This is a genomic window from Micromonospora sp. LZ37, assembly GCF_059359015.1.
Window position 1 is genome coordinate 283,865 of record NZ_JCADBL010000008.1, and the last position, 22,345, is coordinate 306,209.

Genomic DNA, 22,345 nt, shown 5'->3' on the forward strand with positions numbered 1-22,345 from the left:
CCGGATGCCGGCCGACCTCGGTGGGCGAGTAGAAATGCGGGGCGAGCCGATCAGCGTTGACGGAGGAACTTCCCGTGGCCAACACCCGACTGCCCAGCGCAGGATTCTCGATCACGATCCGAATCGCGGTGACCGCGGACGCCTCCTCCATCGGTCGGCTGACCACCGCCGTCGGCGAGGCCGGGGCCATCGTCACCGCACTGGACGTGGTCGACTCCGACCCGACCAGCGTCATCGTCGACCTGACCTGTGACACCGCCGACACCAGCCACGCCGACCAGGTGGTCGACGCGCTGACCGCGCTCGACGGGGTGGACGTCCGCAAGGTCTCCGACCGGACGTTCCTGCTGCACCTGGGCGGCAAGATCGAGGTCACCTCCAAGGTCGGGCTCCGCACCCGCGACGAGCTGTCCCGCGCGTACACCCCGGGGGTGGCCCGGGTCTGCATGGCTATCGCGGAGAACCCGGCGGACGCCCGGCGGCTGACCATCAAGCGCAACACGGTCGCGGTGGTCAGCGACGGCTCGGCGGTGCTGGGTCTGGGCAACCTCGGCCCGGCGGCGTCGCTGCCGGTGATGGAGGGCAAGGCGGCGCTCTTCAAGCGCTTCGGCGGGGTGGACGCCTGGCCGGTGGTGCTGGACACCCAGGACACCGACGAGATCGTCGCGATCGTCAAGGCGATCGCGCCCGCGTACGGCGGGATCAACCTGGAGGACATCGCCGCGCCGCGCTGCTTCGAGATCGAGGCCCGGCTGCGGGAGGCGCTGGACATCCCGGTCTTCCACGACGACCAGCACGGCACCGCGATCTGCGTGCTGGCCGCGCTGACCAACGCGCTGCGCGTCGTCGGCAAGCAGCTGGCGGACGTCCGGGTCGTGGTCTCCGGCGCCGGCGCGGCCGGCACCGCGATCATGAAGCTGCTGCTGCGCCAGGGCGTGGGCGACATCATCGCGTACGACCGGCAGGGCGCCCTGCACCGCGGGCTGACCGACCTCAACCCGGCCTGGCAGTGGCTGGCCGAGAACACCAACAAGGAGAACTACTCCGGCGACCTGCCCGGGGCGGTGCGCGGCGCGGACGTCTTCATCGGCGTCAGCGCGCCGAACCTGCTCACCGGCGACGACATCGCCACCATGGCCAAGGACGCGATCGTCTTCGCGCTGGCCAACCCGGACCCGGAGGTCGACCCGCGGGAGGCCCGCAAGCACGCCGCCGTGGTGGCGACCGGCCGCTCCGACCAGCCCAACCAGATCAACAACGTGCTCGCCTTCCCGGGCGTCTTCCGCGGCATGCTCGACGCGCACGCCGAGGAGTTCACCGAGGAGATGGCGATCGCCGCCGCCCGGGCCATCGCGGACGTGGTCGGCGAGGACAAGATCAACCCGACGGTGATCGTGCCGAGCGTCTTCGACTCCCGGGTGGCGCCCGCGGTCGCCGCCGCGGTCCGCGCCGCTGCCCAGAACCCGGCCACCGCGCCGCGGCCGGCCGCCGACTCCGGCCCGTCCGACCTCCCCGAGATCGCCGCCAACGCCTCCGCGACCCCCTGACGCCCGCCTGCGGGCCCGCCCGCTGACCCCGGACGGACGAGTCGGCTCAGCGCCCCGTCCCGGCGGGTCGGCGGGCCGGGTTCACCGGCTTTGCTCTGCTGCCCCCACGGCAACGGCGACCGTCCGATATCCGGACACCGCCTGTTGCGCCCGCGGCAGCAGAGCAAAGCGTGCCGAGCGGACGGTCGGTTCCCGGCCGCTCCGCCCGTGCGAAGGTCACCTCTCCCCGGCGGCTGGCCACGCCGTCGGCCCATTGGCGGGGTCAGCGGGGCCTGGCGGGGCCGACGGGCCGGCGGGGCCGAGGCTCAGGAAGAAAGCAGGGTGCCGGGAGTGACGGCGCCGGTGGCCACCAGGACGGCCGGGCCGGCCAGCCAGCAGGAGTCGTCGGTGACGGTGACCGTCAGGCGGCCGCCGGGGACGTCCACCGCGACCGTGCCGGTGTCCCGGGCGGCGTCCCGCAGGGCCACCGCGGCGACCGCGCAGGCGCCGGTGCCGCAGGAGAGCGTCTCCGCCGAGCCGCGCTCGTACACCCGCATCAGGACGTGCCCGTCGGTGCCCGGCACCGGCTCCCCCGGCGCGGTGAACTCGACGTTCACCCCGGCGGGGAAGAGCTCGCCGTCGAAGTCCGGCGCCCGGGTCAGGTCCAGGGCGGCCAGCTCCAGCCCGGCCGGCAGCGCGCAGACCAGATGCGGGTTGCCGACGTCCACCGCCGCGCCGGGCAGGGTCAGCGCGCCGAGGGTGGTGGTCGACGCGTCGTACACCCGGGGGCGGCGCATCTCGACGGCGATGGTGTCCCCCTCGACCCGGGCGCGCACCACCCCGGCCCGGGTGGCCACCGGCAACGCCACGCCGGTCGGCGTGGCCAGCCCGGTCTCCAGCAGGTAGCGGACGAAGACCCGGGCGCCGTTGCCGCACATCTCGGCGAAGGAACCGTCGGAGTTCCAGTAGTCCATGAACCACTCGGCCTCGCCGGCCAGGGCGACGCCCTCGGGATGCTTCGCCGCCCGCACCACCCGCAGCACGCCGTCGCCGCCGACCCCGCGGCGGCGGTCGCAGATCGCGGCGACCAGCCCCGGGGTGAGATCGAGCGTGCCGTCCGGATCGGGCAGGATCACGAAGTCGTTGCCGGTGCCGTGGCCCTTGGTGAACTCCACGCCCCCATCATTCCCGATGGTCGGCGACGACCCGCAGGGCAGTGCCGACAAACTCCGGCGACGCCGAGTCCAGCCAGTGGATCCGCGGGTCACGGCGGAACCAGGAGCGCTGCCGCCGCACGAAGCGCCGGGTGGCCCGGATCGTCTCGTCGTGCGCCTCGGTCTCGCTGAGCTCCCCGGCGAGGAAGCGCAGCACCTGCTGGTAGCCGAGCGCCCGACTGGCCGTACGCCCCTCGGCGAGGCCGTGGCCGGCCAGCTCGCGGACCTCGGCGACCAGCCCGTCGGCCCACATCCGGTCCACCCGCAGCGCGATCCGCTCGTCCAGCAGCGCGGTGTCCAGGTCGACGCCGAGCTGCACCGACGGGTAGTACGGCGTCGGCTCCGGCAACGCCGCGGTGAACGGCGCCCCGGTCAGCTCGATCACCTCGAGGGCCCGGACGATCCGCCGGCCGTTGCCGGGCAGGATGCCGGCCGCCGCCGCCGGGTCGGCCTCGGCCAGCCGGGCGTGCAGCGGGGCCGGGCCGACCGCGGCCAGCTCGCGCTCCAGCCGCTCCCGCACCGCCGGATCGGTGCCGGGGAACTCGAACTGCTCCAGCACCGCCCGCACGTAGAGCCCCGAACCGCCCACCAGCAGCGGCACCCTCCCCCGGGCCAGGATGTCGTCGACCGCCGCGCGGGCCAGCCGCTGGTACTCCGCGACGCTGGCCGGCTCGGTCACCGCCCAGATGTCCAGCAGGTGGTGCGGCACCCCCTCCCGCTCGGCGGGGGTGAGCTTGGCGGTGCCCACGTCCATGCCCCGGTAGAGCTGCATCGAGTCGGCGTTGACCACCTCGCCGTCGAGCGCGTGCGCCAAAGCGATGCTCAGCGCCGACTTGCCCGCCGCGGTCGGCCCGACCACGGCCACCACGACGCCGCTCACGCCCGCTCCCAGGACGCCACGAAGTAGGCGACGCCGTACGGCGCCGAGTAGTGGCGCAGCTCGCCGCGCCAGTCACCGCCCGCCGTGCGGACCGCGCCGGCCAGCACCTGCCAGGAGGCCCGGCCGGCGACCTTCAGCTCCGCCGACAACCCCGGGTCCAGGCCGAGCAGGGCGTCGCCGTCCGCGTCGGCCAGGGCCCGGGCCACCCCGTCGTCGTACGCCTCGGCGCGCGGGTCGTGGTAGCCGGGCGACTTCGGCCCCCGGCAGGCCGACCCGTCCCCCATCACCAGCAGCGCCACCCGGGGCCGGTACTCGTGCACCTGGTCGGCCAGCCTGGCCAGCTCCGTCGGGGGCGCCTCCGGGCTCACCTGCGCGCCGACCAGGCGCACGCCCGCCCGGGTGCCCGCCGGCTGCCGGCCGAGCAGCCACGCACCGACGGTGACGGGGAGGGGAAGCCGCCGGCCGATGTCGGGCAGTCCCGGCACCAGCGGGACGGTCAGGTCGAGGCCCCACGGGCGCAGCGAGCCGCTGGCGGGCGGGATGATCCAGCCCGTCGCCGCGCCGCCGCCCAGCACGACCAGGCAGTCCGGTCGGGTGGCCAGCAGCCGGGCGACCGCCGCGTCGGCGGCGGAACGGAGGTCGTCCAGCTCCGGCGCGGCGGCGCCGGCCAGCTCGGGGACGATCATCGGCGGGTGGGGACAGACGGCGGCGGCGACCAGAGGCACGGGTTCACGGTAGCCGGACTCGCCGGTGCGTCCCCGGGCCGATCCGGCCATTCGGGCACTAGGACACCGTATGGTCACGGTCGGCGACAGGCGCTCGACGCGGACGGGGGCGGACCTGTGACAATGCCGGTTGTAACTTTGCTGCGCCGTGGCGGCGTCGCGGGGGTGTCCCGTCGACGCCGGGAGAACGAGGATGGGCACATGAGCGACTGGACTGCCTTCGGACGGGTTGACGCGGACGGCACCGTGTACGTCAAGACCGCCGAGGGCGAGCGGGTGGTCGGATCCTGGCAGGCGGGTGCCCCGGAGGAGGGCTTGGCCCACTTCGCCCGGCGCTTCGCCGACCTGGTGACCGAGGTGGACCTGACCGAGGCCCGGCTCAACTCGGGCGCGGCCGACGCCGGCCACTCCCTGACCACGATCCGCCGGATCCGCGCCTCGCTGGCCGAGGCGCACGTCGTCGGCGACATCGACGCGCTGGCCGCGCGGCTGGACAAGCTCGCCGTGGTCGCCGAGGAGAAGGCCGGCGAGGCCAAGGCCGCCAGGGACGCCGCCCGGGGTGAGGCCCTCGCCCGCAAGACCGCCCTGGTCGAGGAGGCGGAGAAGCTGGCCGCCGAGTCGACCGGCTGGAAGACCGCCGGGGACCGGCTCAAGGAGATCCTCGACGAGTGGAAGACCATCCGCGGCGTCGACAAGAAGACCGACGGTGAGCTGTGGAAGCGGTTCGCCGCGGCGCGCGACGGCTTCACCCGCCGCCGGGGCGCCCACTTCGCCTCCCTGGACCAGCAGCGCAAGCAGGCGCAGACGGTCAAGGAGGAACTGGTCGCCGAGGCCGAGAAGCTGCGCGAGTCCACCGACTGGGCGGCCACCGCCAACCAGCTCAAGGAACTGATGAACCAGTGGAAGGCCGCGCCGCGCGCCTCCAAGGAGGCCGAGCAGAAGCTCTGGGAACGGTTCCGGGCCGCGCAGGACGCCTTCTTCAGCCGGCGCAGCGAGGTCTTCTCCGCCCGGGACAACGAGCAGCGGGGCAACCTGGAGCGCAAGCAGGCGCTGCTCGCCGAGGCCGAGGCGCTGGACGTCGACGGCGACCCGAAGGGCGCCCAGGCCAAGCTGCGGGAGATCCAGGCGCAGTGGCACGAGGCGGGTCGGGTGCCGCGGGAGGCCGCCGCCGGGCTGGAGCGCCGGCTGCGGGCGGTGGACGACAAGGTCCGCGAGGTCATGGACTCCGCGTGGCGGCGTACCACCAAGGAGGACAACCCCCTGCTCGCGCAGATGCGCACGCAGGTGGCCGAGGCCGAGGAGCGGCTGGCCCGGGCGCAGGCCGCCGGGGACAGCCGGCGGATCAAGGAGGCCGAGCAGGCCCTCGCCTCCAAGCGGCAGTTCCTCCAGCTCGCCGAGCAGGCCGGCTGACCTGACACGCCCCGGGAGCCCCCGGTCCCCTGGCGGGACCGGGGGCTCCCGCACGCCCGGCCCGTCCCTGATCCACCCCGCCACCCCCGCGCCGCCCCGGCCTACGCCGCCCGGCCTGTGCCGCGCCCCGCCGCGCCCCGCCCCGCCGCGCCGCGCCGCGCCGCGCCAAGATCGTGCTACATCCTGGATGTAGTGGCCTCGCAGTCGATGGAACACCACTACATCCAGGATGTAGCGTGATCTTGCAAGTGGCCGGCGCTCGGAGGCAGCCGCCGCCCCGGCACGAACCGCCACACCGCCACCCAGCAGGTGGCCGGCGCTCGGATGCCGCCGTCGTCGCCCCGGCCTGAGGCCCAACATCACGACCTTTCAGGTGTCCGGTGTGTCGGTGCAGCCGTCGTCGCTCGGGCGCGGGGCCGGCGCACGGCATCCGGGCGGCTCGTTGAAGATCGTGCTACATCCTGGAGGTAGTGGCCTCGCAGTCGATGGAACACCACTACATCCAGGATGTAGCGTGATCTTGCAGGTGGCCGGCGCTCGGAGGCAGCCGCCGCTCGGGCACGAACCGCGACACCGCCATGCAGCAGGTGGCCGGTGCTCGGATGCAGCGTCGCCGGGCCAGCACGAGGCGCCGCAACAACACGATCTGGGATCTGGGCTCGGCCATCGCCGCTGCGGCACCGGGGCGGCGGCCCGGCATCCGGGTGGCTGGTTGACGCATCGAGGTCGGCTGATCAGAATGGGCGGCAGAGCCAGGTCGGACACCGGCGCGAGGGCGCTGACGGCGTACACCGCCGTCGGGAGTCGCCGGTGCACATCCCGCGAGTGACCCACGTGACGTCGGCCGCGACGTCCTGTCCGCGTACTCGAAGAGGAGCGTGACGGGCGGACGGCGGCCCGGTCCCTGGTCTTTCGCCCCGCGCCGCCGTGCGGCGCCCGGGGCATCCGAAGTGGAGCTCGCATGCACCGACCCACCGCCCTCGGCGGCGCGCTCACCGCGCTCGCCACCGCCGCGGCCGGCGTCCTCGTCGCCGCCGCCGTCGGTACCACCCCGGCCGTCGCCGCCCCCGGCGGCACCGGCACCGGCTACCTGCACACCAGCGGCAACAGGATCGTCGACAGCACCGGCGCCACCGTGCGGCTGACCGGCATCAACTGGTTCGGCATGGAGACCGACAACAAGACCTTCCACGGTCTGTGGTCGGGCAACCCATGGCGTGGCCAGCTCGACAAGATGGCCAGCCTCGGCTACAACACGCTGCGCGTCCCCTACTCCAACGACGCGCTGAAGCCGGGCGCGACGGCCAGCGGCATCAACGACCACGTCAACCCGGACCTGGTCGGCCTCTCCCCCCTGCAGATCCTCGACAAGGTCATCGACTACGCCGGCGGCAAGGGGATGCGGGTCATCCTGGACCGGCACCGGCCGACCGCCGCCGGGCAGTCGGCGCTCTGGTACACCGCAGGCGTCTCCGAGGCGACCTGGATCAACGACTGGAAGATGCTCGCCCAGCGGTACGCGGGCAACCCGACGGTGATCGGCGCGGACCTGCACAACGAGCCGCACGCCGAGGGCACCAACCCGGCCGCCACCGGGGCCTGCTGGGGCTGCGGGGACCCCGCCCGGGACTGGCGGCTCGCCGCCGAGCGGGCCGGCAACGCCATCCTGGGGGTCCAGCCGAACTGGCTGATCTTCGTCGAGGGGGTGAGCTGCCCGAGCGGGGGACTGTCGAACGTCTGGGACGGCGACACCAGCAACGACGAGGACTGTGGCTGGTGGGGCGGCAACCTGTCGAAGGCCGGCCAGTTCCCGGTCCGGCTGAACGTGGCGAACCGGCTGGTCTACTCCCCGCACGAGTACGCCACGTCGGTCTACCGCCAGGCCTGGTTCGACGCCCCCGACTACCCGGCGAACATGCCGGCGATCTGGGACAGGTACTGGGGTTACCTGCACAGGCAGAACATCGCGCCGATCATGATGGGCGAGTTCGGCAGCACCCTCGCCGACCCGAAGGACAAGGTCTGGCTGGAGCGGCTGATGGCCTACACCGGCACCGGGGTCACCGGGATGTCCTTCACCTACTGGTCGTGGAACCCGAACTCCGGTGACACCGGCGGCATCGCACTGGACGACTGGACCAGCATCAACACCACCAAGCAGGCCATCCTCCAGCCGTACCTGATCCCGCCGGTGGGCGGCGGTGGCGGCGGCCCGTCGCCGACACCGACCACCCCGGCCCCGACCGGCGGGTGCACCGCCGGCTACCGGCAGGTCAACGCCTGGCAGGGCGGCTTCCAGGGCGAACTGACGGTGAAGAACACCGGCACGGCCGCCGTGAACCCGTGGTCGGTGACCTGGACCTGGCCCTCGGGGGTGAGCCTGGCCAGCGGCTGGAACGCCACGGTCACCCAGTCCGGGACGACCGTCACCGCCGCCGCGCCCGACTGGGCCCGGTCGCTGGCGGCGGGGGCGTCGGTGACGATCGGCTTCACCGCCAACGGCGCGGCGTCCGCGCCGGGCACGGTGAAGCTCAACGGCACCGCCTGCTGAGGCCGACACGGCGACGGCCGGGGCCTCCGCGTGGCGGTCCCGGCCGTCGGCGGTGGCGTCAGTGGGCGGCGCAGCCGGTCGCCGCCGCGGGCGCCGCGGCCGGCGCACCGATCGTGGGCAGCCCGAGCAGCACCCCGGGGGTACGCGGGGAGCGTCCCGCCTCGGCGGCGTCACCGGCCCGGGTACGCCGGTGCGACAGCGGCTCGCCGTCGGCGTTGAGGTGGTGCGGGGCGGCGTACGTCACGGTGGTGTGCACGATGTCGCCCGGTCGGATCGAGCCGGCGTACGAGCCGGCGTCGAAGTGGACCAGCCGGCCGTCGCGGGCCCGGCCCGACATCCGGCCGGTGCGCTCGTCCTTGCGCCCCTCGCCGACGGCGACCAGCACCTCGACGGTCTCCCCGACCAGCTTCTTGTTCTCCGCCCAGGTGATCTCCTCGACGCAGGCGATCAGGCGCTCGTAGCGCTCCTGCACGACCTGCTTGGGCAGCTGGCCGTCCATGGTGGCGGCCGGCGTGCCGGGGCGCTTCGAGTACTGGAAGGTGAACGCCGAGGAGAACCGGGCCTCCCGCACCACGTCCAGGGTGCGCTGGAAGTCCGCCTCGGTCTCGCCGGGGAAACCGACGATGATGTCGGTGGTGATCGCCGCGTCCGGCATCGCCGCCCGGACCTTGGAGATGATCCCCAGGTACTTCTCCGACCGGTACGACCGGCGCATCGCGCGCAGCACGTCGTCGGAGCCGGACTGCAACGGCATGTGCAGCGAGTGGCAGACGTTCGGCGTCTCGGCCATCGCCGCGATCACGTCGTCGGTGAAGTCCTTCGGGTGCGGGCTGGTGAACCGCACCCGCTCCAGCCCGTCGATGTCGCCGCAGGCGCGCAGCAGCTTGCCGAACGCGTACCGGTCACCGAACTCGACGCCGTAGGAGTTGACGTTCTGCCCGAGCAGGGTCACCTCCAGCACGCCCTCGTCGACCAGGGCGCGCACCTCGGAGAGGATGTCGCCGGGGCGGCGGTCCTTCTCCTTGCCGCGCAGGGAGGGCACGATGCAGAACGTGCAGGTGTTGTTGCAGCCCACCGAGATCGACACCCAGCCGGCGTACGTCGACTCGCGCCGGGTCGGCAGCGTGGACGGGAAGACGTCGAGCGATTCGAGGATCTCCACCTCGGCGGCGGCGTTGTGCCGGGCCCGCTCCAGCAGCACCGGCAGCGAGCCGATGTTGTGCGTGCCGAAGACCACGTCGACCCAGGGGGCCTTGCGGACGATGTCGCCGCGGTCCTTCTGGGCGAGGCAGCCACCGACGGCGATCTGCATGCCGGGGTGCTTGTCCTTCACGGGGCGCAGATGACCCAGGTTGCCGTAGAGCCGGTTGTCGGCGTTCTCCCGGACGGCGCAGGTGTTGAAGACCACCACGTCCGGGTTGCCGTCGGCTTCGGGCGCGCGCACGTAGCCGGCCTGCTCCAGCAGGCCGGAGATGCGCTCGGAGTCGTGCACGTTCATCTGGCAGCCGTACGTGCGCACCTGGTAGGTGCGCGGGCTGCTCGCGGCTGCGGTAGTCATGACGTGCACAGCGTATCCGGGACCACCGGAGCGCCGGAGACGAGGAGGAGCCGTGTGCCGCAGCATCAAGACCCTGCGTGAGCCGTACGTGCCGGAGGTGACCCCGGCGGACGTCGAGGCGGCCGCGTTGCAGTACGTCCGGAAGATCTCCGGGTTCCGGGCGCCGGCCGCGCACAACGCCGCCGCCTTCGACGAGGCCGTCCGGGCGGTCGCCGCCGCCACCGCCACCCTGCTGGACCGGTTGGAGGTCCGGGGCGGCCGCTCGGCCCCGCAGACCTGACCGGGCAGGTGCGCCGGCCCGCCTCGCGGCGGGTCGGGCCGGCCGGCGGCGGCGCCGCTCAGGCGGCCGCGAGCGCCGGGACCACCGAGTCGGGGGCCCAGCGCGAGCGGTGGCACCGGGACCAGCCCCGGCAGCCGGGGTTGGCCTGGGTGCAGAGCCGCTGGTTGCTGAGCACCTCACCGTCGTCGGTCTCGACGACGTCGAAGTGCACCGGCCGGATCGTGCCGTCCGGCGCGACCAGCAGGTGCCGGCCGGCGTCGAGGGTGTCGTCGGCCATCAGGCAGTTGCGGTCGAGCAGCCGGGCCAGCGCGGCGATGCCGCGCTGCTCGTTCAGCGATTCGGGTACGCCGTAGCAGTCCACGACGGTGCCGAACTCCCCCGGCGCCTCCCACACGTCGCAGATCACCGCGTGTCTGGGCAGCCGCGCCGGGTCGGCCACGGCGAGGGGCATCACCACCCGGCCGAGCGCCTCGGCCAGCGCCGGGTACACCTCCACGGGTGCCGCCCGGTCGATTCTCCAGTTCCACAGCTCGGTCATGCCGCCTCCTCGCTGCGTTCGTCCCACCGGCCTCCGGATCGGGCCTTACTGACGATGGTGGGGGGCATTTGACCTCAGCCGGGGGCAAGTTACCGGTCTGTGACCATTCCGGGCAAAATTTCCTCGAGCGCCGTTGCTGCGAGTAGCGGGAAGATGACAGTTTATCGGGTACGGTGCCCGTTCGGCGGAACCCACGCCGGCCGGTCGTCCGATCAGCGGACCCGCACCAACTCCTCGCCGCGCGGCAACAGCTCGCCGATCACGGTGCCGCCGGGCACCTCACCGGCGACCAGCAGCCCGCCGGAGGTCTGCGCGTCGGCCAGCAGCAGCCGGTCCGCCTCGCCGGTCGCCCCGAAGTCGGTCCACGGGGTCACCCAGTCCAGGTTGCGCCGGGTGCCGCCGCTGACGTACCCGTCCCGCACGGCCTCCCGCGCGCCCGGCAGGTACGGCACCCGGGACGCGTCGATCGCCACCGTGAGCCGGCTCGCCCGGGCGAGCTTGCTGGCGTGCCCGAGCAACCCGAACCCGGTCACGTCGGTGCCGCACCGGACGCCGGCGGAGACCGCCGCGCGGGCGGCGTCCCGGTTGAGGGTGGTCATCGCGGCGACCGCCTCGGGGAAGCTCTCCCCCGTGTTCTTGTGCCGGGTGTTGAGCACACCGACGCCCAACGGCTTGGTCAGCGACAGTGGCAGCCCGGCGCGGCCGGCGTCCAGCGTGATCAGCTCCTCGGGGCGGACCACCCCGGTCACGGCGAGCCCGTACTTCGGGCCGTCGTCGTCGACGCTGTGCCCACCGGCGAGGTGACAGCCGGCCTCCCGGGCGACGTCCTGGCCGCCGCGCAGCACCTCACGGGCCAGCTCCAGCGGCAGCACGTCGCGCGGCCAGCAGAGCAGGTTGAGCGCGACCAGCGGGGTGCCGCCCATGGCGTACACGTCCGAGAGGGCGTTGGCGGCGGCGATCCGGCCCCAGTCGTACGGGTCGTCGACCACGGGGGTGAAGAAGTCGGCGGTGCTGACCAGCCCTGTCCGCTCGTCCAGTCGGACCACCGCGGCGTCGTCACCGTGCTCCAGACCCACCAGCAGGTCGGCGGTGCCGGTGGCGGGGCCGAGCCCGGCCACCATCGCCTCCAGCTCGCCCGGCGGGATCTTGCAGGCGCAGCCGCCGCCGCGGGCGTAATCGGTCAGCCGGAGCCGAGGGGTCATCCCCACATGATCTCCACGAGGCGGCGGTTCCGCCACTCGTGGGGCCGATGGATGGCGTAATCCGGACTCCGGGCCACGATCCGAACCGGTGTTACCGCTCCGTGACCATCTGAGTTGCATTCCGCCATGTCACCCCGCCTACAGTGGCCCAACCGGGGGTCGACCGACCCCGCTTCCGGGAGACGACAGGGACGGTGGACGACGTGACGACGGGCGAACCGCTCATCGTGCTGGACGGGGTCAACAAGTGGTTCGGCCCCCTGCACGTGCTGGACGACGTGTCGCTCTCCGTCGGCCGGGGTGAAGTGGTCGTGGTGATCGGCCCCTCCGGCTCCGGCAAGTCGACGCTGTGCCGGACGATCAACCGGCTGGAGCCGATCAACTCCGGCACCATCACCTTCGACGGGCAGCCGCTGCCCGCCGAGGGGAAGGCCCTGGCCAAGCTGCGCAGCGAGGTCGGCATGGTCTTCCAGTCGTTCAACCTCTTCGCGCACAAGACGATCCTCGAGAACGTCACGCTCGGGCCGGTGAAGGTCCGCAAGGAGAAGCCGGCGGCGGCGCGCGAGCGCGGCCTGGCCCTGCTCGACCGGGTGGGCATCGCCAACCAGGCCGACAAGTACCCGGCCCAGCTCTCCGGCGGCCAGCAGCAGCGGGCGGCGATCGCCCGGGCGCTGGCCATGCAGCCCAAGGCGATGCTCTTCGACGAGCCGACCAGCGCGCTGGACCCGGAGATGGTCGGCGAGGTGCTGGACGTGATGACGTCGCTGGCCCGCGAGGGCATGACCATGGTCGTGGTCACCCACGAGATGGGCTTCGCCCGGCACGCGGCCAACCGGGTCATCTTCATGGCGGACGGGCAGCTCGTCGAGGACGCGCCCCCGACCGAGTTCTTCGCCAACCCGCGCAGCGAGCGGGCCAAGGACTTCCTTTCCAAGATCCTCACGCACTAGGCGTCCGTACGTGGAGCGCGCCGTCCCCCGGCGGGCTCAACCCCCAAGAAGGAGATGAGTATGCGTATCAAGCGCGTAGCGGCGCTCGCGGCGGCCGCCACCCTGGCGTTCGGCCTGGCCGCCTGCGGCGGCGACGCCGACGAGGGCACCGGCGCCGGCAGCAAGTCCTTCGCCGCCGGCACCACCATGGAGAAGCTCAACAAGGCCCAGAAGATCAAGATCGGCACCAAGTTCGACCAGCCGGGCTTCGGTCAGAAGGGCCTGTCGGGCAAGCCGGAGGGCTTCGACGTCGAGGTCGCGAAGATCCTCGCCAAGGAGCTCGGCATCTCCGAGGACAAGATCGAGTGGGTGGAGACCCCCTCGAAGGTCCGTGAGGACAAGATCGTCGATGGCAGCGTCGACCTGGTCGCCGCGACGTACACGATCAACGACAAGCGCAAGGAGCGGATCGCCTTCGCCGGGCCGTACTACGAGGCCGGCCAGAACATCCTGGTCAAGAAGAGCGAGACCGCCATCACCGGGCCGGACTCCTTCAAGGACGGCACCAAGAAGGTCTGCTCGGTGACCGGCTCCACCCCGGCCGAGACCATCAAGCAGTACGTCAAGGACGTCGCCACCCAGCTGGTGCTCTTCGACACCTACGACAAGTGCCGCGACGCCCTCAAGGGCGGTCAGGTCGACGCCGTCACCACGGACAACGTGATCCTGCTCGGCTACATCGCCAAGGACGAGGCGTCGTTCAAGCTGGCCGGCGACAACTTCACCAAGGAGCCGTACGGCATCGGGGTGAAGAAGGAGGACACCGCGTTCCGCACCTTCATCAACGACACGCTGGAGAAGGCGATCGCCGACGGCCGCTGGAAGAAGGCCTGGGACGACACCGCCGGCAAGTTCGGCGCGGAGCTGGGCACCCCGCCGACCATCAACCGCTACTGATCTGATCCTTCGATCTGGAGGGTGGGGAGGAACACCGACCCGTGAACGTGCTCATCGACAAGTTCGACGTCTTTGCGGGTGGTTTCTGGCTCACCCTCCAGATCTGCGTGCTCGCCGCGATCGGCGCCCTGCTCCTGGGCGCCGTCGTGGCGGTGCTCCGGATCTCGCCGGTGCCGCCGCTGCGCGCCGTCGGCACCGGCTACGTGAACGTCTTCCGGAACATGCCGTTGACCGTGGTGATGTTCTTCGCCGCGTTCGGCCTGCCGGCGCTCGGCTCCAACGCCGACTTCCTGCGCATCCCCGGTCTCGGCGCGGTCTTCAGCCGGCTCGACACCGACCTGCCGTACTTCCGTTTCGCGCTGATCGCCCTGGTGCTCTACACCGCGGCGTTCGTCTGTGAGGCGCTGCGCTCCGGGGTGAACGCCGTGCCCGCCGGCCAGGCCGAGGCCGCCCGCTCGCTGGGCCTCACCTTCGGCCAGAACCTGCGGTACGTGGTGCTGCCGCAGTCCTGGAAGGCCTCGATCGTTCCGCTCGGTTCGGTGATCATCGCGATGATCAAGAACTCGGCGCTGGCCGGCTTCTTCGGGGTCGTCGGCGACCTGTCGGCCACGGCCGACCAGCTCACCGGAGCCGAGGGCTACGCCTTCATCCCGGTCGCCATCGGCATCTCGATCGGCTACCTGATCATGACCGTGCCGCTCGGTGCCCTGCTGGACCGGATCGAGAAGCGACAGGCGGTGGCCCGATGAGTCAGCAGACCAGCGTCCTCTACGACGTCCCCGGTCCCCGTCAGCGGCGGATCACCCTGATCAGCAGCCTGGTCGCCGCGGTGGTCCTGCTCGTCGGGGCGTACTTCCTGATCTACCGGCCGCTGGCCGACAAGGGCCAGTTCTCGATGGAGCTGTGGGGGCCGCTGGTCGACCCCGCCAACGAGAACTTCGCCCTGGTCTGGGAGCGGATCGGGATCGGCTTCAAGAACACCCTGACCGCCGCGGCGCTGGCCATCGTCGCCTCGCTGGTCGTCGGCACCCTGCTCGCCGTGCTGCGCATCCAGCTCAAGAGCCTCACCCAGCGACGCTTCACCGGGCTGGCCACGCCGCTGGCGTACCTGCTGCGCGGGGTGAGCCTGCTGCTCTCGGCGGTCACCCGGGTCTGCGTCGAGGTGTTCCGCGGCCTGCCGGTCGTCATCACCATCTTCTTCGTGGCCCGCGGCTTCCCCGAGTTCGGCATCTCCATGGACACCCTCTGGTACCTGGTGATCGGCCTGACCATCTACAACTCCGTGGTCATCGCCGAGATCCTGCGCTCCGGCATGGAGGGGCTGCCGGGCGGCCAGCGGGAGGCCGCCGCCGCGATCGGGCTCTCCCCGCTCCAGACCACCCGGATGATCCTGCTGCCGCAGTCCTTCCGGATCATGCTGCCGGCGCTGATCAGCCAGCTCGTGGTGGTCCTCAAGGACACCTCGCTGGGCTTCATCATCAGCTACGAGGAGACCCTCAACATCGGCAAGCAGATCATCGGCGTGCTGGGCAACCCGATCCAGGTGTACGTCGTGATCGCGGTGCTCTTCATCGTGGTGAACTACTCGCTGTCGAAGCTGGCCCAGTACCTCCAGCGCCGGCTCTCCCAGGGTCGCAAGACCGCCAACACCCCGGCCCAGAACCCGCCGGCCGCGGCGCTCATCTCGCAGGCCGAGGGCGGCGGGGGCGGCGGCGGGGGCGGCGCCTGATCCGCACCTGACACGACACGAGGGCCGGCCCGGGATTCCGGGCCGGCCCTCGTCGTGTGTCCGGTGGTCCGCCACCACCGCGCCCCGACGGCGGGGACTCAGCGGGCGATCTCGGTGACCCGGGACTCGCGGACCACGGTCACCCGGATCTGACCCGGGTAGGTCAGCTCCTCCTCGATCTGCTTGGCCACGTCCCGGGCCAGGACCGCCGCGCCGATGTCGTCGACGTCGTCGGGCTTGACCATCACCCGGACCTCCCGGCCCGCCTGCATGGCGAAGACCTTCTCCACGCCGAGCTTGCCGGCCGCGATCTCCTCGATCCGCTCCAGCCGCTTGACGTACGCCTCCAGGCTCTCCCGACGGGCACCCGGCCGGCCGCCGGAGCAGGCGTCGGAGGCCTGGGTGAGCACGGCCTCGATGGTCTGCGGCGGCACCTCGTTGTGGTGCGCCTCGATGGCGTGGACGACGTCCTCGCTCTCGCCGTACTTGCGGGCCAGGTCGGCGCCGATGATGGCGTGGCTGCCCTCCACCTCGTGGGTGAGCGCCTTGCCGATGTCGTGCAGGAATGCCGAGCGCTTGATGGTCGGCACGTCCAGCCGCAGCTCGGCGGCCATGATCCCGGCGATGTGCGCGGTCTCCACCAGGTGCTTGAGCACGTTCTGCCCGTACGACGTCCGGTAGCGCAGCCGGCCGAGCAGGGTGACCAGCTCCGGGTGGATCTCGGTGATGCCGACCTCGACCAGGGCGTCCTCGGCGGCCCGGTGGCAGAGCTCCGCCACCTCCTCGCGGGCCACCTCGTAGACCTCCTCGATCCGGTGCGGGTGGATGCGGCCGTCGAGGACCAGCTTCTCCAGGGTGAGCCGGCCGACCTCGCGGCGTACCGGGTCGAAGCAGGAGAGCAGCACCGCCTCGGGAGTGTCGTCGATGATCAGGTTGACCCCGGTGACGGACTCGAAGGCGCGGATGTTGCGGCCCTCGCGACCGATGATCCGCCCCTTCATCTCGTCGCCGGGCAGGTGCAGGACGCTCACCACGCTCTCCGCGGTCTGCTCGCTGGCGACCCGCTGGATGGCGTCCACCACGATGTGCCGGGCCCGCTGCTCGGCGGTGTTGCGGGCGTCGGACTCGATCTCCCGGACCAGCAACGCCGCCTCCCGCTTGGCCTGGGTCTCGATCGCCTCGACCAGCTCGTTCCGGGCGGCCTCGGCGGTGAGCCCGGCGACCCGTTCCAGCTCGCGCCGGCGCTGCTCCTCCGCGGCGGTCAGCGCGGTCTCCCGGGCGCTGATCGCCGCCTCCCGCTCGGCGAGCGCGGCGCTGGCGGCGGTGAGCTGCCGTTCCCGCTCGGCGAGCCGCTCGACCTCCTCGGTGTGCAGCCGTTCCCGCTCGTCCATCCGGGCGGCCCGGCGCTCCACCTCGGCGGCCTGCTCCCGGGTGGTGGCGGCGAGCACCGCCACCTCCCGCTCGCCGCTGCGCCGGGCGGTGGTCCGCAGCTGCTCGGCATCGATCTCGGCCTGCTTGTGGGCGCGCTCCAGGATGGTGTCCGCCTCGGCGCGCGCGTCGTCCAGCACCCGGCGGGCCTCCGCCCGGGCCGACTTCGCCTCGGCCTTGGCGGCGGCGGCCTCGGTACGCGCCGCGGCGGCGGCGGACTTCGCCACGTCGATGGTGCTGTTGGCCTCGTCGGCGGCGGTGCGCAGCGCGGCCAGGGACTGCTCCTGGCGGTCCTTCTCGGCGATGTAGGCGGGGTCCTCCGGCGCGGGCGCCGCGCCGAAGCGGCGCAGCGCGCGGACGCCGAACAGCACGGCCCCGACCACCACCACGGCCAGGACGAGCACCGCGACGAGCAGGACGACGTCGAACGCGGTCATGCCGGCACCCCGGCCCGGCCCGCGACGACAGCCGCCGCCGCACCATCGACCGTCCCGGGCTGCCGCGCGCCGACGGCGGGCGTCCGCCGGCCGTCACCTCCTGGGGACCATCGGTCCCTGTGCCGCGCCGTCATGGCCGCCTCCCCTGAACGTCGACGCCGCGACGGACCGTGCCGGGCACGGGCCACCGCGGCTCTGGACGCCCGACCGAGCGGCTGGCCGTGGGTACAGCTCTCCGTCGGCGCAGCCACGTGGGCGTCGCCGACAGCCGGGTGCAGTTGTCGGGTCGGCTCCGGACCGGCTGTCCGGAGCTACCGTCAAAGGCCGGTGGAGCTGGCCAAAGTGATGCTGTTCCGTTACGAGATCTATGTTGTGCGCTTAGCCTGCGCTGGTCGGGCAATGTGAGCCTGTAGGGCGAGGCTAGGTCGCCGGGGGCCCTCCGGTCAAGGAGTCATGATCAAACCCCCCGAACGGAGAGAAGTTGTCCCGTCACCCGGTGGTAGGCGCATGGCGGACAGCCAGGGACAAAGAAGGACAGCCGGCCGCCGCCGGAGGTGGCCGGCCGGCGGTTGGCAACCGTGCGTACGGCCGATTGTCGACAGGGTGCCGAACTCCCGGTGCCCTGATCCCTCGGCCCCGGTGCCGCGGTGGGCGTGGGTGTCGCCGCCGGGCTGTGCCACCGCACGGGCCTCGGAAGGCCGGCGCGGTGACCTCGCCGGCTCAGCCGGCGCCGAGGGCGACGGCCGCGGCCACCAGCGCGGCGTTGTCGGTCGCGAGCCCGCCGTCGGGGAGGTGCAGGGTGTCCTCCAGGCCGATCCGGGTGTCCAGGCCCCGGCGGACCGCCTCGCCGAGCACCGGCCAGGCCCCGGCGCCCTCGCCGTGCAGCAGCACCGGCGGGTCGTCGGGACCGACGGCCGCGAGCATCATCGCGGCGTCGGCCAGCGCCGCCGCCGGGTCGTCCGGGGTGCACTCGACCAGCAGCCGTCCGGCCGGCGTCCGCCACCGCCGCCAGGACCGGACCGCCCACCCGGTCCAGAGCCCCGCCTCGACCAGCACCCCCCGCTCGTGCAGGGCCGCCGCGACCGCCTCCGCACCCTCCTCGTGGGCGTTGACCGAGGCGAAGTCGGGCAGGACCGGCCAGGCACGTACGGCGGCCACCCGGGCGGCCGGGTCGGGCTCGATCCAGGCGCCGGTGGTCACGCCGACCGCCAGGCCGGGTCGGGCGGCGCGGAGAGCGGTGACCGTGTCGGCGATCACCGTGGGGGCCAGCGACTCGGCGCCGGAGGCGTCCCGGGGGTGGACGTGCACGGCCGGCACGCCGAGCTCGGCGCAGCGGACCGCGTCGGCGGCCAGCTCGGCGGCGGTGACCGGCACGGCGTCGTGCTCGTCGCGTCGACGGCCACCGTTGAGACACGCCTTCAGCACCGGATCATCCTGCCCGTCGGCTCACTCCACCACCCGGCTGTCCCGGTCGAGTTCCCCCTCGGCCTCGGCGAGGGCCTCGGCGTCGATCTGCTCGGCGAACTCCGCCGCCTCGGCGCTCTGCGCGGCCAGCGCGTCCTTCACCGCGCGGATCGCCACGCCGGGCGGGTAGCCCTTGCGGGCCAGCATCCCGACCAGCCGCCGGAACACCGCGTCGGGCTCACCCCGGGCCGTGCGGAGCTTCCGCTCCACCAGGGCACGGGCGGTCTCCGCCTCGGTCTCCTCGTCCAGCTCACCGAGCGCCTCGCTGGCCACCTCGCCGTCCACGCCGCGCTGGCGCAGCTCGTTGGCGAGCGCCCGGCGGGCCAGGCCCCGGCCGGTGTGCCGGCTGGAGACCCAGGCGCGGGCGAAGGCGGCGTCGTCGATGATGCCGACCTCGTCGTAGCGGTCGAGCACCTCGGCCGACACCTCGTCGGAGATGCCCCGCTTGGCCAGCGCCCCGGCCAGCTCGGCCCGGGTGCGGGGGCGCACGGCGAGCTGCCGCAGGCAGATCTCCCGGGCCAGCTCCGCCTCGTCCCGCGGCGGGCCGGCCGGCGGCTCCGGGTCGGTCCCGTCGGACCCGCCGCGACGACCCCGGCGCGGCCGGGGAGTGCTGTTGGCGTCACCCGCGCGGGGCGGACCGGCGTCCCAGCCCCGCCCCGTGCGGGCGCGTCGTCCTGCCATTTAACCGGCGACCGGTCAGAAGTCCACCGGCGGCAGCTCCGGGCCGCCGGCGGCGTCGCCCGCGCCGACCCCGACGCCGAGCTTCTCCAGGATCTTCTTCTCGATCTCGGCGGCCACGTCCGGGTTCTCCTTGAGGAACTCCCGGGCCTTCTCCTTGCCCTGACCGAGCTGGTCACCGTCGTAGGTGTACCAGGCGCCGGACTTGCGGATGATCGCCTGCTCCACGCCGACGTCGATCAGCGAGCCCTCGCGGGAGATGCCCTTGCCGTACATGATGTCGAACTCGGCCTGCTTGAACGGCGCGGCGACCTTGTTCTTCACGACCTTGACCCGGGTGCGGTTACCGACCACGTCGGTGCCGTCCTTGAGGCTCTCGATGCGGCGCACGTCGAGTCGGACCGAGGCGTAGAACTTCAGCGCCCGACCACCGGTGGTGGTCTCCGGGCTGCCGAACATCACACCGATCTTCTCGCGGAGCTGGTTGATGAAGATCGCGGTGGTGCCGGTGTTGTTGAGCACACCGGTGATCTTCCGCAGCGCCTGGCTCATCAGCCGGGCCTGGAGACCCACGTGGCTGTCGCCCATCTCGCCCTCGATCTCGGCGCGCGGCACCAGGGCCGCCACCGAGTCGATCACGATGATGTCGATCGCGCCGGAGCGGACCAGCATGTCCGCGATCTCCAGCGCCTGCTCGCCGGTGTCCGGCTGGGAGACCAGCAGGGCGTCGGTGTCGACGCCGAGGGCCTTCGCGTACTCCGGGTCGAGCGCGTGCTCGGCGTCGACGAAGGCGGCGATGCCGCCGGCCCGCTGGGCGTTGGCCACCGCGTGCAGGGCGACCGTGGTCTTACCGCTGGACTCCGGACCGTAGATCTCGACGACCCGGCCGCGGGGCAGACCGCCCACGCCGAGCGCCACGTCGAGCGCGATCGAGCCGGTCGGGATCACCGAGGTCTGGATGACCGGCCGCTCCCCCAGCCGCATCACCGAACCCTTGCCGAACTGCTTGTCGATCTGAGCGAGAGCAAGGTCGAGTGCCTTCTCCCGGTCGGGCCCTGCGGCCATGTTTGCCACCCCTGCCTTCGCCGGCGTCTTTCCTGAGCTTCGCGTCACGCGGGACACGCTAGGCGCTGGGTCCGACAGAAAACCAGCCGACCGGCCGTGAGCTGTGGACGAGCACCCCCGCTGTGGACAATAGCCGAACAGGTGTACGAGTCGGCAAGCGACACGCGGAAGCGGGGAACAGGCTGCTCAACGCAGCCGCGCGGGCACCCGGTCGGGATAGGCGGCCACGACCGCCCGCCACACCACGTGGGTCTGCTCACCCGAGCTCAGCGCCTGCTCGATGGTCCGCCCACCGAGCTGGGAGAGCACCTGGTCGCGGGCGATGCTGGCCGCGTAACCCGGCCCGAAGGCCTCCTCCAACCGGGCCCAGAAGTCGGTCAGCCGCACGTGATCATTCCTCCTCGTCGGGTGCCCCCGCCGGCACCGGACGCAACGCTAGCGCCACCAGGGGCACGACCGCGATCGCCGCCAGCAGGGTGAGCTCCGGATAACCGGCCGCCCGCATGACAAACCCGCTGGCCGCGGCGGCCCCCGCGCCGGCCAGCCCCATCGTCAGGTCGGAGAAGCCCTGCACACTCGGCCGGACCGCCGCCGGCACCGACTCCGACAGCAGGGTCGAGCCGGCCACCATGGTGCCGGACCACCCCAGCCCGAGCAGGACCAGGCCGACGGAGAGCCGGGGCGTGTGGTGCCCGGCGGTGCCGGCGACCGCGCAGGCGGCCAGCAGCGTGCCGACGCCGCCGAGGATGACCGCCCGGCGACCGAGCCGGTCGGTGAGCCAGCCCACCACCGGGCTGAGGGCGTACATGCCGGCGATGTGCAGGCTCAGCACGATGCCGACCACCCGCAGCACGTCCGCGTCGCCGTGCGAGTCGCCGAGGTGTACCGGGGTCATCGACATCACCGCCACCATCACCACGTGACCCACCGCCACCGCCGCGATGCCGAGCCGGGCGGCCGGGCGCCCGCGTACCACCTGCCAGGCCACCCGCATCCCCGCGCCGCGCCGGGCGGTCGGCGCCGGCGGGGCGACGGCGCCGGCCGGTGGGGTGAGGTCCGGCGGCGGCCCGGCCGCCACCGGGGCCTCGGCCGCCGCCAGCCGGCGCGCGGTCAGCAACGGGTCGGGCCGCAGCAGACCCAGGAGTACGACGGCGGCGAGCACGAAGGCGGCGGCGCTGAACGCGAACGGGCCGGCCAGCGCCGGCAACCCCCAACCGCTGGTGGTGCGGTCGGCGAGCGCGGCGAAGTTCGGCGCCGACACCGCGCCGATGGTGGTCGCCCAGACGATCAGGGAGAGCTGGCGTCCCCGCCGGGCCGGCTCGGCGAGGTCCACCGCGGCGTAGCGGGCCTGGAGGTTCGCCGCGGTGCCCCCGCCGAAGAGCAGCATGCCGAGGAAGAGCAGCGGCACGGAGCGGGTGCCGGTGGCGAGCACCACCAGCACCGCCCCGACCGCGCCGACCAGGTAGGCGAAGGCCAGCCCCGGCCGGCGTCCGTACCCGTTCATGATCCGGGTGACCGGTACGGCGAGCAGGGCCCCGCCCACCACGGCGGCGCTCTGCGCCAGGCCGGCGACCGCGGTGCCGGCGACCCGGGCGGCGAGCAGCGCCCCCACCGCGATGCCGATGGTGACGCCGATCCCGCCGATGATCTGGGTGGTGAAGAGCAGACCCAGGGTCCGCCGCTGGATCGGCGCGACGTCCGGCCGGGTACGGGCCGGCGCGGTCAGGTCGGTGGCCATCGGACCTCCTCGGTAAGGGCCTCCCATCCTCGCGCA

General features: G+C 73.0%; 20 protein-coding genes. 8 read left to right on the plus strand and 12 right to left on the minus strand.

Features of this window, described 5'->3' with window-relative positions; translation table 11 throughout:
* Positions 1-74 precede the first annotated feature (74 nt).
* Complete coding sequence (locus tag AC5L3Z_RS18730; RefSeq protein WP_494843685.1) at positions 75-1,547, plus strand: NAD-dependent malic enzyme; 1,473 nt, start codon at positions 75-77, stop codon at positions 1,545-1,547.
* A gap of 305 nt (positions 1,548-1,852) precedes the next feature.
* Here the strand turns inward: AC5L3Z_RS18730 and dapF are convergent, their stop codons facing one another.
* The 3 genes from dapF to AC5L3Z_RS18745 are packed head-to-tail and all read right to left on the minus strand — an operon-like array spanning position 1,853 to position 4,396.
* Complete coding sequence (gene dapF / locus AC5L3Z_RS18735) at positions 1,853-2,701, minus strand: diaminopimelate epimerase (RefSeq protein WP_494843687.1); 849 nt, start codon at positions 2,699-2,701, stop codon at positions 1,853-1,855.
* A 7-nt stretch (positions 2,702-2,708) separates the two neighbouring features.
* A complete protein-coding gene (gene miaA / locus AC5L3Z_RS18740) occupies positions 2,709-3,632 on the minus strand; it encodes a tRNA (adenosine(37)-N6)-dimethylallyltransferase MiaA (RefSeq protein WP_494843736.1) in 924 nt (307 codons plus the stop codon).
* Positions 3,617-4,396: a class III extradiol dioxygenase subunit B-like domain-containing protein gene (locus AC5L3Z_RS18745; RefSeq protein ID WP_494843689.1), complete on the minus strand. Its 780-nt coding sequence runs from the start codon at positions 4,394-4,396 to the stop codon at positions 3,617-3,619. Before AC5L3Z_RS18745 ends, miaA begins: the two co-directional genes overlap by 16 nt.
* A 150-nt stretch (positions 4,397-4,546) precedes the next feature.
* On the opposite strand from AC5L3Z_RS18745, the gene AC5L3Z_RS18750 reads away from it, so the two are divergent.
* Positions 4,547-5,755 carry a DUF349 domain-containing protein gene (locus AC5L3Z_RS18750; protein ID WP_494843691.1) on the plus strand — a complete coding sequence of 403 codons (1,209 nt, stop codon included), beginning with the start codon at positions 4,547-4,549 and terminating at the stop codon, positions 5,753-5,755.
* A 961-nt stretch (positions 5,756-6,716) separates the two neighbouring features.
* Complete coding sequence (locus AC5L3Z_RS18755) at positions 6,717-8,306, plus strand: cellulase family glycosylhydrolase (protein WP_494843693.1); 1,590 nt, start codon at positions 6,717-6,719, stop codon at positions 8,304-8,306.
* A gap of 58 nt (positions 8,307-8,364) precedes the next feature.
* On the opposite strand, the gene miaB is transcribed toward AC5L3Z_RS18755, so the two are convergent.
* A complete protein-coding gene (miaB, locus tag AC5L3Z_RS18760; RefSeq protein ID WP_494843695.1) occupies positions 8,365-9,864 on the minus strand; it encodes a tRNA (N6-isopentenyl adenosine(37)-C2)-methylthiotransferase MiaB in 1,500 nt (499 codons plus the stop codon).
* 52 nt (positions 9,865-9,916) lie between these two features.
* Here miaB and AC5L3Z_RS18765 point away from each other — a divergent pair, with 52 nt between their 5' ends.
* Positions 9,917-10,144 (plus strand): DUF2277 family protein, encoded by a 228-nt coding sequence (locus tag AC5L3Z_RS18765; RefSeq protein ID WP_494843696.1) that lies wholly within the window; start codon positions 9,917-9,919, stop codon positions 10,142-10,144.
* A gap of 58 nt (positions 10,145-10,202) precedes the next feature.
* On the opposite strand, the gene AC5L3Z_RS18770 is transcribed toward AC5L3Z_RS18765, so the two are convergent.
* A complete protein-coding gene (locus tag AC5L3Z_RS18770; RefSeq protein WP_494843697.1) occupies positions 10,203-10,682 on the minus strand; it encodes a hypothetical protein in 480 nt (159 codons plus the stop codon).
* A 212-nt stretch (positions 10,683-10,894) separates the two neighbouring features.
* Positions 10,895-11,884 carry a selenide, water dikinase SelD gene (selD, locus tag AC5L3Z_RS18775; protein WP_494843699.1) on the minus strand — a complete coding sequence of 330 codons (990 nt, stop codon included), beginning with the start codon at positions 11,882-11,884 and terminating at the stop codon, positions 10,895-10,897.
* A 194-nt stretch (positions 11,885-12,078) separates the two neighbouring features.
* Between selD and AC5L3Z_RS18780 the strand changes: the two genes are divergently transcribed.
* The 4 genes from AC5L3Z_RS18780 to AC5L3Z_RS18795 are packed head-to-tail and all read left to right on the plus strand — an operon-like array spanning position 12,079 to position 15,499.
* Positions 12,079-12,834, plus strand: coding sequence for an amino acid ABC transporter ATP-binding protein (locus AC5L3Z_RS18780; protein WP_334527625.1), 756 nt, complete (start codon positions 12,079-12,081; stop codon positions 12,832-12,834).
* A 60-nt stretch (positions 12,835-12,894) separates the two neighbouring features.
* The gene (locus AC5L3Z_RS18785; protein WP_334527628.1) at positions 12,895-13,770 is read left to right on the plus strand and encodes a glutamate ABC transporter substrate-binding protein; all 876 of its coding nucleotides are present in this window, start codon (positions 12,895-12,897) and stop codon (positions 13,768-13,770) included.
* A gap of 41 nt (positions 13,771-13,811) precedes the next feature.
* The gene (locus AC5L3Z_RS18790) at positions 13,812-14,519 is read left to right on the plus strand and encodes an amino acid ABC transporter permease (RefSeq protein WP_494843700.1); all 708 of its coding nucleotides are present in this window, start codon (positions 13,812-13,814) and stop codon (positions 14,517-14,519) included.
* A complete protein-coding gene (locus AC5L3Z_RS18795) occupies positions 14,516-15,499 on the plus strand; it encodes an amino acid ABC transporter permease (RefSeq protein WP_494843701.1) in 984 nt (327 codons plus the stop codon). Before AC5L3Z_RS18790 ends, AC5L3Z_RS18795 begins: the two co-directional genes overlap by 4 nt.
* Before the next feature lie 98 nt (positions 15,500-15,597).
* Here AC5L3Z_RS18795 and rny read toward each other — a convergent pair whose 3' ends face one another.
* From rny to AC5L3Z_RS18825, 6 genes are all read right to left on the minus strand, one after another.
* On the minus strand, positions 15,598-17,364 hold the full coding sequence (gene rny, locus AC5L3Z_RS18800) for a ribonuclease Y (protein ID WP_494843702.1): 1,767 nt from the start codon (positions 17,362-17,364) through the stop codon (positions 15,598-15,600).
* Between the two features lie 720 nt (positions 17,365-18,084).
* Positions 18,085-18,789 (minus strand): 3-keto-5-aminohexanoate cleavage protein, encoded by a 705-nt coding sequence (locus AC5L3Z_RS18805; RefSeq protein ID WP_494843703.1) that lies wholly within the window; start codon positions 18,787-18,789, stop codon positions 18,085-18,087.
* Positions 18,790-18,810: 21 nt separating this feature from the next.
* Positions 18,811-19,509, minus strand: a complete 699-nt coding sequence (locus AC5L3Z_RS18810) for a regulatory protein RecX (RefSeq protein ID WP_494843705.1) — start codon at positions 19,507-19,509, stop codon at positions 18,811-18,813.
* A 15-nt stretch (positions 19,510-19,524) separates the two neighbouring features.
* The gene (gene recA / locus AC5L3Z_RS18815; protein ID WP_088978017.1) at positions 19,525-20,571 is read right to left on the minus strand and encodes a recombinase RecA; all 1,047 of its coding nucleotides are present in this window, start codon (positions 20,569-20,571) and stop codon (positions 19,525-19,527) included.
* Positions 20,572-20,757: 186 nt separating this feature from the next.
* On the minus strand, positions 20,758-20,958 hold the full coding sequence (locus AC5L3Z_RS18820; RefSeq protein ID WP_088970405.1) for a DUF3046 domain-containing protein: 201 nt from the start codon (positions 20,956-20,958) through the stop codon (positions 20,758-20,760).
* A gap of 4 nt (positions 20,959-20,962) precedes the next feature.
* Positions 20,963-22,309, minus strand: coding sequence for an MFS transporter (locus AC5L3Z_RS18825; protein ID WP_494843708.1), 1,347 nt, complete (start codon positions 22,307-22,309; stop codon positions 20,963-20,965).
* Positions 22,310-22,345 lie beyond the last annotated feature (36 nt).

Bases quoted from the DNA above. Each gene is read 5' to 3' on its own strand.
- AC5L3Z_RS18810 (WP_494843705.1), bottom strand. From the start codon at position 19,509: ATGGCAGGACGACGCGCCCGCACGGGGCGGGGCTGGGACGCCGGTCCG.
- rny (WP_494843702.1), bottom strand. From the start codon at position 17,364: ATGACCGCGTTCGACGTCGTCCTGCTCGTCGCGGTGCTCGTCCTGGCC.
- recA (WP_088978017.1), bottom strand. From the start codon at position 20,571: ATGGCCGCAGGGCCCGACCGGGAGAAGGCACTCGACCTTGCTCTCGCT.
- selD (WP_494843699.1), bottom strand. From the start codon at position 11,884: ATGACCCCTCGGCTCCGGCTGACCGATTACGCCCGCGGCGGCGGCTGC.
- AC5L3Z_RS18770 (WP_494843697.1), bottom strand. From the start codon at position 10,682: ATGACCGAGCTGTGGAACTGGAGAATCGACCGGGCGGCACCCGTGGAG.
- AC5L3Z_RS18745 (WP_494843689.1), bottom strand. From the start codon at position 4,396: ATGGCCGGATCGGCCCGGGGACGCACCGGCGAGTCCGGCTACCGTGAA.
- AC5L3Z_RS18755 (WP_494843693.1), top strand. From the start codon at position 6,717: ATGCACCGACCCACCGCCCTCGGCGGCGCGCTCACCGCGCTCGCCACC.
- AC5L3Z_RS18825 (WP_494843708.1), bottom strand. From the start codon at position 22,309: ATGGCCACCGACCTGACCGCGCCGGCCCGTACCCGGCCGGACGTCGCG.
- AC5L3Z_RS18785 (WP_334527628.1), top strand. From the start codon at position 12,895: ATGCGTATCAAGCGCGTAGCGGCGCTCGCGGCGGCCGCCACCCTGGCG.
- AC5L3Z_RS18795 (WP_494843701.1), top strand. From the start codon at position 14,516: ATGAGTCAGCAGACCAGCGTCCTCTACGACGTCCCCGGTCCCCGTCAG.
- miaB (WP_494843695.1), bottom strand. From the start codon at position 9,864: ATGACTACCGCAGCCGCGAGCAGCCCGCGCACCTACCAGGTGCGCACG.
- AC5L3Z_RS18750 (WP_494843691.1), top strand. From the start codon at position 4,547: ATGAGCGACTGGACTGCCTTCGGACGGGTTGACGCGGACGGCACCGTG.